12 protein-coding genes, 1 tRNA gene and 2 pseudogenes are annotated in these 9,275 nt (G+C 58.9%); 8 read left to right on the top strand and 7 right to left on the bottom strand.

Going from position 1 to position 9,275, the window contains the following annotated elements:
• The first annotated feature begins 18 nt into the window (after nucleotides 1–18).
• Together GGQ90_RS23700 and GGQ90_RS29880 are read left to right on the top strand one after the other, a co-directional pair.
• Nucleotides 19–95: transfer RNA gene (locus tag GGQ90_RS23700), tRNA-Met, on the top strand.
• A gap of 106 nt (nucleotides 96–201) precedes the next feature.
• Nucleotides 202–639, top strand: coding sequence for a hypothetical protein (locus GGQ90_RS29880; protein ID WP_343054055.1), 438 nt, complete (start codon nucleotides 202–204; stop codon nucleotides 637–639).
• A 54-nt stretch (nucleotides 640–693) separates the two neighbouring features.
• Here GGQ90_RS29880 and GGQ90_RS29875 read toward each other — a convergent pair.
• From GGQ90_RS29875 to GGQ90_RS23685, 3 genes and pseudogenes are all read right to left on the bottom strand, one after another.
• Nucleotides 694–1,746: pseudogene (locus GGQ90_RS29875) on the bottom strand (recombinase family protein); the annotation flags it as partial.
• A gap of 61 nt (nucleotides 1,747–1,807) precedes the next feature.
• Nucleotides 1,808–2,722, bottom strand: coding sequence for a fused MFS/spermidine synthase (locus tag GGQ90_RS23690; RefSeq protein WP_188084180.1), 915 nt, complete (start codon nucleotides 2,720–2,722; stop codon nucleotides 1,808–1,810).
• Nucleotides 2,719–3,384, bottom strand: a pseudogene (locus tag GGQ90_RS23685) (YoaK family protein). Before GGQ90_RS23685 ends, GGQ90_RS23690 begins: the two are co-directional and overlap by 4 nt.
• A gap of 536 nt (nucleotides 3,385–3,920) precedes the next feature.
• On the opposite strand from GGQ90_RS23685, the gene GGQ90_RS23680 reads away from it, so the two are divergent.
• The 3 genes from GGQ90_RS23680 (at nucleotide 3,921) to GGQ90_RS23670 (ending at nucleotide 4,830) form a co-directional block, all read left to right on the top strand.
• Nucleotides 3,921–4,208 (top strand): helix-turn-helix domain-containing protein, encoded by a 288-nt coding sequence (locus tag GGQ90_RS23680; protein ID WP_188084179.1) that lies wholly within the window; start codon nucleotides 3,921–3,923, stop codon nucleotides 4,206–4,208.
• Nucleotides 4,205–4,513 (top strand): alkylphosphonate utilization protein, encoded by a 309-nt coding sequence (locus tag GGQ90_RS23675; protein WP_188084178.1) that lies wholly within the window; start codon nucleotides 4,205–4,207, stop codon nucleotides 4,511–4,513. Before GGQ90_RS23680 ends, GGQ90_RS23675 begins: the two co-directional genes overlap by 4 nt.
• A gap of 77 nt (nucleotides 4,514–4,590) precedes the next feature.
• Nucleotides 4,591–4,830 (top strand): acyl carrier protein, encoded by a 240-nt coding sequence (locus GGQ90_RS23670; RefSeq protein WP_188084177.1) that lies wholly within the window; start codon nucleotides 4,591–4,593, stop codon nucleotides 4,828–4,830.
• A 150-nt stretch (nucleotides 4,831–4,980) separates the two neighbouring features.
• On the opposite strand, the gene GGQ90_RS23665 is transcribed toward GGQ90_RS23670, so the two are convergent.
• Nucleotides 4,981–5,550: a hypothetical protein gene (locus GGQ90_RS23665; RefSeq protein WP_188084176.1), complete on the bottom strand. Its 570-nt coding sequence runs from the start codon at nucleotides 5,548–5,550 to the stop codon at nucleotides 4,981–4,983.
• A gap of 131 nt (nucleotides 5,551–5,681) precedes the next feature.
• On the opposite strand from GGQ90_RS23665, the gene GGQ90_RS23660 reads away from it, so the two are divergent.
• The 3 genes from GGQ90_RS23660 (at nucleotide 5,682) to dksA (ending at nucleotide 7,089) form a co-directional block, all read left to right on the top strand.
• Nucleotides 5,682–6,134 (top strand): hypothetical protein, encoded by a 453-nt coding sequence (locus GGQ90_RS23660; RefSeq protein WP_223178416.1) that lies wholly within the window; start codon nucleotides 5,682–5,684, stop codon nucleotides 6,132–6,134.
• 338 nt (nucleotides 6,135–6,472) lie between these two features.
• The gene (locus tag GGQ90_RS23655; protein ID WP_125999426.1) at nucleotides 6,473–6,667 is read left to right on the top strand and encodes a hypothetical protein; all 195 of its coding nucleotides are present in this window, start codon (nucleotides 6,473–6,475) and stop codon (nucleotides 6,665–6,667) included.
• A complete protein-coding gene (gene dksA, locus GGQ90_RS23650; protein WP_188084174.1) occupies nucleotides 6,664–7,089 on the top strand; it encodes an RNA polymerase-binding protein DksA in 426 nt (141 codons plus the stop codon). The genes GGQ90_RS23655 and dksA overlap by 4 nt, the downstream gene beginning before the upstream one ends.
• 19 nt (nucleotides 7,090–7,108) lie before the next feature.
• Here dksA and GGQ90_RS23645 read toward each other — a convergent pair whose 3' ends face one another.
• Genes GGQ90_RS23645 through GGQ90_RS23635 form a run of 3 tightly spaced genes read right to left on the bottom strand, consistent with a single transcriptional unit; the run spans nucleotide 7,109 to nucleotide 9,229 of the window.
• Nucleotides 7,109–7,687 carry a hypothetical protein gene (locus GGQ90_RS23645; RefSeq protein WP_188084173.1) on the bottom strand — a complete coding sequence of 193 codons (579 nt, stop codon included), beginning with the start codon at nucleotides 7,685–7,687 and terminating at the stop codon, nucleotides 7,109–7,111.
• Nucleotides 7,663–8,844 (bottom strand): MFS transporter, encoded by a 1,182-nt coding sequence (locus tag GGQ90_RS23640; protein ID WP_188084172.1) that lies wholly within the window; start codon nucleotides 8,842–8,844, stop codon nucleotides 7,663–7,665. The genes GGQ90_RS23645 and GGQ90_RS23640 overlap by 25 nt, the downstream gene beginning before the upstream one ends.
• Nucleotides 8,845–8,863: 19 nt before the next feature.
• Nucleotides 8,864–9,229, bottom strand: a complete 366-nt coding sequence (locus tag GGQ90_RS23635; protein ID WP_188084171.1) for a hypothetical protein — start codon at nucleotides 9,227–9,229, stop codon at nucleotides 8,864–8,866.
• Nucleotides 9,230–9,275: the final 46 nt, after the last annotated feature.

The following is a 9,275-nucleotide window of genomic DNA, read 5'->3' as shown; positions in this document are numbered from 1 at the left end:
CACATAATCGCCCAGTGTCGCGGGATGGAGCAGCCCGGTAGCTCGTCAGGCTCATAACCTGAAGGTCGTAGGTTCAAATCCTACTCCCGCAACCACAGAAACCGACATACCAGGCCCCCCTGATGCGAAAGCATCGGGGGCGCTGTCGGCATTGGCGGAATTCCGCCGTTCCAGCCATTCGAGGATCGTGCCAAACTCGCCGTGAAGCATGGCGTTGACCTCTCCACGCTTGTCGCCCGGCGTCAGAACGATGCGCTCGATGAGAGCGCGCAGCGCGTCGGCCGCTTCCTGACGCTCCTCCGGATGCGCCAGCGCTTCCGCAAACCGAACAACCTTGCGGCGGTAAATCTCCGAGATATTCGGGTGGATGTCCGGTACATCAGCGGGCGCTGCGGCGAGCCGGGCACGGATGGCATCTTCCTGCGCCTCCAATTCAAGCAGTTGATCGACGAGCGAGCGCGTCCCCTTGCCTTCCGTAGCGAGTGTCACCAGCCCTTTGATGGCCTTCAGGACCTTGTCGAGCTCGGCCCGATCTGCGATGTCTGTGGCGCGACGCTGGCGATTGAAACGATTGGTTTCCTCGACGCAGGTGCGAATGGCTTCGGCAGCGACCTCGGCACTCATCAAGCGGTCACGTAGACCATCGAGAACACGCGCCTCCAACTTCTCGCGTGCAATGCTATGCCCGTTGGAACAGCTTCTTGTGTCGATATGGTTCGAACAGGCAAACCGCCCCTGCCCGCGAAGGGTATAAGACCCGCCGCAGCATCCGCAATAAACGAGGCCGGACAGCAGGCTCCTCGGGCGATGAGTCCGGTTCATTGCGTTGTGGGCCGAGCGCGTCGCTTCGATGACGCCGGCATACTGGATCGCGATATCTTCCTGTCGCGCTTTTGCGGCCTGCCAGAGTTCGTCATCCAGGATCCGCAGATGAGGCACTTCGGTAACGATCCACTCGGCCTGCGGATTGATGCGCGAGACACGCTTGCCGGTCTGAGGATTCTTTAGATAGCGAAGGCGGTTCCAGACCAGCTTACCGATATAGAGCTCATTATTGATCAAACCCGTGCCGCGCTTTGAGTGCCCCCGGATCGTGGTCGATGTCCAAAGCTTCCCGGTCGGTGCGGCAATCCCCGCTTCATTGAGGCGGCAGGCAACTGCATGCGGGCTGAGCCCACTCGCGAACTGCCGGAACACCTGACGCACGACTTCCGCTTCAGCGTCATTGATCGTGCGCTCCCCATGAACCGCCTCGCCCTCACTGGAGAAGCGGCGCACGATATCATAGCCATAACAGAGGCCACCGCCGGACTTGCCCTTTTCCACGCGACCGCGAAGACCCCGATGGGTCTTCTTTGCAAGATCCTTGAGGAAAAGGGCGTTCATCGTGCCCTTGAGACCGACATGTAGTTCTGAAACTTCGCCCTCGGCCAGCGTCACGATCTTTACGCCTGCGAACTGAAGGTTCTTGTACAGCGTCGCCACGTCGGCTTGGTCGCGTGAGACACGGTCCAGCGCTTCGGCCAGCAGCACATCGAAGCGGCCCATCTGTGCATCCTGAAGCAGCGCCTGAATGCCGGGACGCAGTATGACGCTCGCGCCGGAGATCGCGGCATCCTTATAACTCGAGACAATGCGCCAACCCTCCCGCTTGGCCTGTTCGCGGCAGATCAGGAACTGATCTTCGATGGACGCAGGGCTCTGCTTGTCGTCGGAATAGCGAGCATATAGAGCGACACGGGTCATATCGGTCTCCTTCGCGGGCGAAACTAACATTAACTGACAGTGTGACCAAATTCCGAGGCCATCAGAGGCTGTTCGCCGGAGATACGTGAAGAGCCTGCCAACGGCGCAGAGCTGGCATGATCCGTCGCAACTTTATCGAGTAATCAATTGGGTCCCGCAATGGCAGATCCTGCGCGGCGTGCCGGACTGCATCAAAGGTGGGAGGAAAGGCGGGGTCGGCACAGGCAAACACGACACGATTGCCCCGCTGTTCGGCGGGGATTGCGATTGCCCGTCCATCAAAGCTCGCGGCGATGCGGCGAACCAGCGTGGGAAATGCTCTGGCGTTATCGCACATGTTGGCAACCAGCAGACCGTGCGAACCGAGGCGAGCACGGCAGCTATCATAAAAGGCTTGTTCGCTCAGAGCCGCTGGAAGGCCTTTGTTATCGAAGCCGTCGATAAGCAGAACGTCCGGGCGTTCCGGTGCCGTGGCCACATAGTCGACGCCATCGGTGCATATTACGCGGAAACGATGATCGTCTGGCGGTATATGAAATTGCTCCCGTAAGCTGATCACCTGCGGATCGATCTCGATCACCGTTATGTCGGTATTTGGTAGGTCGCGATAGCAGGCTTTGGCGAGCGACCCGCCACCCAGCCCAATCATTTCGATCCGTGTTGGATCGGATGAAAACAGCCTGAAACCCATCATCATGCGAGTATAGTCGAATAGGAGATGATCAGGCTTGCTTAGCCTCATAGCGCTCTGAATGGTTGACCAGCCGAACAGCAGAGAAAGCACATCACCAAAGCGAAGCACCATAGGTCCAGCGGGACCGAACGGGGCGTCGAGCATGACCGGGACGTCCTGAGCCGTTTTGTATCGATCTGGAACCCTCGAACCTGAATCTGCACATTCGAGGCGCAAGCCGAAGAGCAGGTCATGCAGCAATTCAAGATCGACATCGGTAGCAGATGCTGGCGCATCGGTCATTTTCCGACTCCCGTCATCGACGCCGCAAGCGCGACACGGCGATGATGAAGCCGGAAGGCCAGCAGTAGCGCGGCAACGGCAGCGGCCAAAATCGCGTAGTGTCCAACAAGCTGATAGCTCGCGGCACCGAGGACCGCACCTGTCACCAGGCCAAGCCAGAGCATCAGATAGGGCAACCATCCAAAGCGGTCTCCGCCCATGAGGGCGGAAAGCAGCCGCTGCCCGAATTTGACCAGTGTCCCCGTCATATAGGTGAGCCCGATCTACACTTCGCCATCCCGCTCGAACAGTGCATTTTCCGCGCCCATTGCCATGGCCATCGCCGCTGCCGCTGCCCAGTTCGCGCCCATGATTGCAAGCAACGCTGCGATCACGAGCATGGCAGCGATGAGATACATAAGCGCACTATGTCTTGAGCGTTGTACGATCCGGCCACATAGCGATCCCAGCATCACGCCGACCACGAACGAGGCTATTAATCCAGCGGCAGTGGTCGCATCCGAAAAGTGAGTGCTCAATCCGACGGCAAGCCGCGTAGAATTGCCGCTCATGAATGATACAAAGAAGCCGCCGAGATAGAGAAAACCGAGCGCGTCAACATATCCCGCTAGTGCTGCGAAGCATGCTGCCAGCCCCCATATCTTTCGATCATACCGGTTCATCTATTGCCGTCCGGTGACGGCGACGCATCATTGCCGGCGGTCCGAAGATCCCTATCCCATCGCGCCATTTCCTTTACGTTCAAAGCTTCCACGCGAGCCAGGCGTGTCGCATCCTCAAGGGACAATGAGCGATTGGCCAATCCCCGACGAACGAAATCCTGCAACTTCATATTTTGAAGCTCGAGATATCCGCTGAAATGCCGTCGCAATTTCATGAGATCTATCCATTGTTGAGCCGGTCTGCCGGTAAGAGGCAGGCCGTTATCATGGCGAACAACGCATCTTCTGCCCGCTCTCGCTGCGAAGGGTCCGAGGAGGCCAAATCGGCGCGAAGCCATTGCGGGAGCCGCTTGAGCATGCGGTGAACGGGTTCGCTATCTGTTGCCAAGTCCATGGCCGATCCCCTTGGAAGGGGCCCGCCATCGGAATCGCTACTCGTTGCCAAGGCCACCTCGCACATCAAAAAAACAATTCTTAGCACATCCAAATTGCGTCGGTAAGGTTGAACTATGATGTTTTGTACATCATAAGGGCATATGATTACGTCACAGCAGATGAGGGCAGCGCGTGCCCTGCTCGGGATCGATCAGAAGGAATTGGCCCGGCTGGCAGGCGTGTCACTGCCGACAATCCAGCGGATGGAAGCGTCCGATGGACAGGTTCGAGGTGTCGTCGACACTCTCGTCCGGGTCATTTCCGCTTTGGAGCGGGGCGGCGTTGAACTGATCGGCGAAGATGCGCCCAGTCAGGGTAGGGGACGCGGTGTGCGTCTGCGGGAAATCGCCCCATCCGCGACCAGGATAGATAAGGAAGCGAGCAAATGATCCACGACAGTGACGACTACGTCTATGATGAGGCGAGCGGCGAATGGATGAGCGCTGCCGATCTAGCGCACCCGAACGCTGAGACCGGTGAGGTCGAGGTGCGCGATGCCGTCGGCAATTTGCTGACGGATGGAGACAGCGTTACGCTCACCAAGGATTTGACCGTGAGGGGCGCTAACCAGACCCTCAAGCGCGGGACCGTGATCAAATCGATCCGCCTGACTGGCGACCCGCAAGAGATCGATTGTCGATATGATGGCATCAGGGGACTAGTGTTGCGCGCGGAATTTGTGCGCAAGCGCTGATCACATGATCGTGGCTGGGAACGAATAGGGGAGGGCAAAAGGCGCGCAACTACATCGGGATCACATTTGGAGGGCATATGAGCGAAGTATCTGACCGCGTAATCAAGATCGTCATCGAGCATATGGGGGTTTATCCCGATCAGGTGACGCCAGAGGCCAGCTTTCTCGAAGATCTGGGTGGAGACAGTCTGGATGTCGTGGAATTAGTGATGGCCTTTGAAGACGAGTTCGGCATCGAGATCGCTGACGCGGATGCCGAGGGGATCAACACCGTGCAAGACGCCATTCGCTATGTTGAAGCAGCCAAAAAGATCTGATTTTTCCGAGCCCATTTGTGCCCCTGCTGGAGACCGGATGCCGAAATTGGTAGATTGCGCAGAAAGGTGCAACAGCAGCGATCTCCATATCCTGCCTAGTGCTTGTCCTTCATAGCAGCGCCCTCTCGTCGATGCCCCGCCGGAGGCGCTTCAAAAAGACGGCGGAGCTGCCGCGAGAGGCAAACGGCTACGAATATCCATGGTTCGGCGCGTCTTCTGAATGGCGGCGTGGGCGGCAGCCCCGGTGATTCCAAATCGCTTGCCAATTTCCGGTCCGCTCAGGCCTTCATCATAAAGCCGGAGCATCGCCTCACCGAGTGCAAATCTTTCTCCGCGCGCTGCCGCTGCCAGCGAAATCCTCTCCAAATAGCGAGCCAGCGACGGTCCCAGGAGCTCCAGCGCCGGCGATTGCGGCTTGCCAGTCCAGCGATCATGGAAATGCCATCCATAGCGGTCCATCACCGCCGCAATCTCGCAATAGCAAACCCGGTCAAGGTTGGGCAGACGAAATATATCCGCTTGCTCGCATCGCGATAAATGGCTCAGGCGCATTTTCTCGATTGGGGTGCCGGTAACAGTCGATGCCGGATCATCCGCCCTATCCAGCCGCCCGAGGCAGTTGCGCGTTCGCGTAGAGATAATGTGCCAAGCTTCCAGGCTTGCGATCAAAACGTCGACCTTTGGGCGCTTCGTTTCAAGCTGGATCTGGAACATGGCCATAGTTCGCTTTCTCGATCACGCACATATCCTAAACCTTCCGCCACTCCGATGATCATATCAGTTCTGTAACATCTCCGCGAAGCAGTCCGACAATCTTTGCGACCGTGCTGCTACGTCAACTCTGTCCTTTGATGGTATTTTCAATCCAGTTCGACGCGGCCTCCCTGCTGCGTGGCTTGGAAGAGCGCAGCAGCCACGATATGATGATCAAAGATCGGGAGGCCGCCATGTTCGCGCAAGCTCGCTACGCTTATCACGAAAATTCGATGCTTTTCGTCCAGTATGTACTGACGGCGCAGATGATTTTCGCTGCCGTGGCTCTCGCGGTACATATCATATCCTGGATGCTGGGCGCACCTGTCGGCTTCTTCGACACGCCGGCGCTGCTTACCGCGGTAGCGCCTGTCATGCGTGTCATGCTTCTGCCCTCGCTGGGCTGGGCTGCCGGCCTTATCGCGAACTGGTTCCTTGACGATACTATGGACGAAGCTGGTCCCTACCAGCTCATCGGCGATGCGGCGGGCCAGGCTGCATGTCTGCTGCTTTTTCCCAAAGCACTGGCACTGAGCGCAATTGCGATTTGAAGACCGCGCTGAGTTGCAAATATCATGCATAGTCGGTTGGATAGCGCGTTGCATCAAGCGCAGGGGCGATACGGTTCCCTCAGTCCTGATGGAATACTCCGTGTCCGCCATTGCGTCGGAAATGGTCGGGGCATCGTTCCCGACCATTGTCGCACCAAAGTAAAGTCGATATCAATTCCCTCGATCACGCATGGCCAGGCGATCGTCGCACCGCCATCGCATGCCGGTCGCTGCGTTGTGTGGTCAAGGCACTACTCAGGCGAAATTCAGATATTTAACGGTAAGGGACATGGCATTCCCCAAACCAGGCATGGCCTTATGGATCCGGAGTTCAACAGTTGAGTACGCCCAATTTCTACAATGAACGCGCCGCGGCGGAACGCATCGCGGCTGAACAGGAGAGCCTTCCGCAACGCCGTGAGCAGCATGTCCGCTGCGCCGAGCGATGGGAAGAAATGGCGCAGGCCGCACAGGAGACGGAGCGGCGCACGGCTATCAACGAGGCCGATAAGCGGGCGAAGATATTGTCATGACCAGCGCCGGCTTGCAGTTGCCTCCGGACTATCGTCCCTCGACCGACGAGGAGTTCATGAATCCGCGGCAGCTGGAATATTTCCGGCAGCGCTTGCTGGCTTGGAAAAGACAGATCCTGGACGAGGCAGAATCGACGCTTAACGTGCTGCAGATGGAGTCGCTCGGCGAACCGGATCTCAATGACCGCGCCTCGAACGAAACCGATTGGTCGATCGAACTGCGAACGCGCGATCGCCAGCGCAAGGTCATCGCGAAGATCGACGCTGCGCTCAGGAGGATCGAGGAAGGCGAATATGGATATTGCGAAGTGACCGGCGAACCCATCTCGCTACGCCGCCTCGAGGCCCGGCCCATCGCGTCGATGACGCTCGAAGCCCAGGAAAAGCATGAGCGCCGAGAGAAAGTCTCGCGCGAGGGATAAGCGTCACGCCAAAGGAATATCAGCCGCCGTTGGCAGAAACGACCCCGGCCAGGATCGCCTTCGAGGCGGCGCACAGGTCCCCGGCGAAGATCGTTCCAGGCCTGGCCTGGAATGCCGGCGAGGACGCAGGGGCGCGGATGAAACGACGTAGAGCGATAGTTCGCGGACCGCCCGCGTTTCCGCCGACTTCGAACCATATGATCCAGTAATCTCCCGAACGATAGCCGCGAAGGAAGCGTCGCCGTGGCACCGGACCATCAACAAAATCCGTACTGTTGAAGGGGCCGTCTGCTTCAGAGATTCCACCAGAGGCGAAGACCCTAGCGATCTCGGAGGACACAGTTTCCGGAAGCTCGGCCATTTTGTACACAGCCCGCGCGCCGTCCAGATCGCACTGCGGCAGGGTTGGCATATCGGGATGGTTTCTTTCCTGCCAGGTTGCGGGCGGCAGCGCGTTCCCCTGCGGCACTATATCGCCAGGCGCTGACGCCAGCGCGAGCTCCGCGCCAAGAAGCAGGACGACGCTTGCGACGCCCTTCAAGATCACATCACCTGACTGCGCCACATATCGCGTCACGATCTTGCCCTTTCCAGCCATCGACCGTTGAATATCCGCCACCCGATGATACCGGCACCAACACCGAGCAGGCCGCCCAACAGATAGGCCGTGGGTGCGTCGTGCGGAACGAAAAAACCTCCAGCCACATAGCCACTGATCGCGGCCGTTCGTGTAACCACGCCATAGATCGCAGCGACCTTGCCGTGATCGACAGACGGAACTTCGGATTGCAGCAGTGTCCGCACTGCGACATTGTGAACGCTGTTTGCCGCGCCGCCGACGATGAAAGCCAAAGCAACGATCGCCAGCCCACCGGGCACAAGGCCGATGAGCAGCATGGTTCCCCCCATCACCGTGGCTGTACCGAAGGCCGCCAGGCCAAGCCGTTGGCCAATGACCCGTTCGGAAAGCGCTGCGCCGACGAGCATTCCACCGGCCCATAGTGCCGTCAGTATGCCGAAAACCGTTGGCCCTCTTGCCAGCGTCATGGTCACCAGAAATACGAACGCGACATCGGCGACTGCAGTCGCGAAAACTTCCAGACTGAGCGCAGCCGTTGCCATCATGATGCGCCGATTGCCAAGCAGGGGCCGATAGTCGGCGAGCAAGGCACGTTCTCCTTCCTCATGCCGCTGCGGCCTGCGGCGCAACCCGCTGAGCGCCACAATGAGAAGCAGCAACATGAAGCTGGCCGCGTCGATCAGCAAGGCGTTGGTCGATCCCACCCAACCGACCAGCACGCCACCGGCGATGGGGCCGGCAAGCATGCCAAGGCTGCGAACCATTTCAAGGAAGCCGTTGGCACGTGCCAGCGTCATGCCCAGCGCGCTCGCCAACACGGGGATCAGCGTGAAAGTCGCGGCGCTGCTGACAGTGAATAACAGGCTCAGCACGGCGGCGCCAACGAGCGTCAGGGAGGGAATATGAGCGATGAGCGCGATCGCTACGGCCTGCAGCCCAGACGTCGCGATCAGAATATGCGCTGCGTCGCGGCGGTCGATCAAGCGCCCTGCCCAGGGCGCGGTGATGAGACCCGGGAGCAGTTCCGCGATCAGCAGCGCCGGCACACCAAAGGGCCAGGCCGTATCGGCCGTCCGGAACATGAGCGTCAGCAACGTGATTTCGTCGCCAATGGTCGAAACTGTGAGGGTGGCGAGGACCAGCCATCCCCAGCTTCGCCGGAAAACGACCGTCATCTCTCTGCCTGTCCCTTGATCATTTCCAGCATGTGGTCAGCGCGTCTTCGATGCGCCGTGCCCATTGCGCAAGAGGCGTGCCGACATTGGCTTCCATCATGAACCGGCCCGAATGGCTATCGCTGAAATTGCCGGGCCCCTCCAGCGTGAAAAGGGTGCCATCCATCGTTATGAGAATATCTATGAGAATATCCTTGTCGGAAAATCCCGGTGGATCGGGCTGGAGTGGTTCGATCCGCTTCATCTCGCCGATCAACCTGCGCATCGCCGGACAGGTTATGCTGTCGGCTTGCTGCACGGTGCGGCCGCGCGCGCCGCATCCAGTAATCGAGTTGGCGCGTCTCGGGATTGAGCCGGATCGTACCGAACTCGATCCGAGTTTCATCCTGCCATGACGGTTTGATCGTCAGCGTCGCCCAAGCAGGGCCAAG

It is taken from the genome of Sphingobium scionense (genome assembly GCF_014197035.1).
Classification (GTDB): Bacteria; Pseudomonadota; Alphaproteobacteria; order Sphingomonadales; family Sphingomonadaceae; genus Sphingobium; species Sphingobium scionense.
Note: the sequence above shows the minus strand (reverse complement) of the source record. Positions and strands in the feature narration are given on the sequence as shown.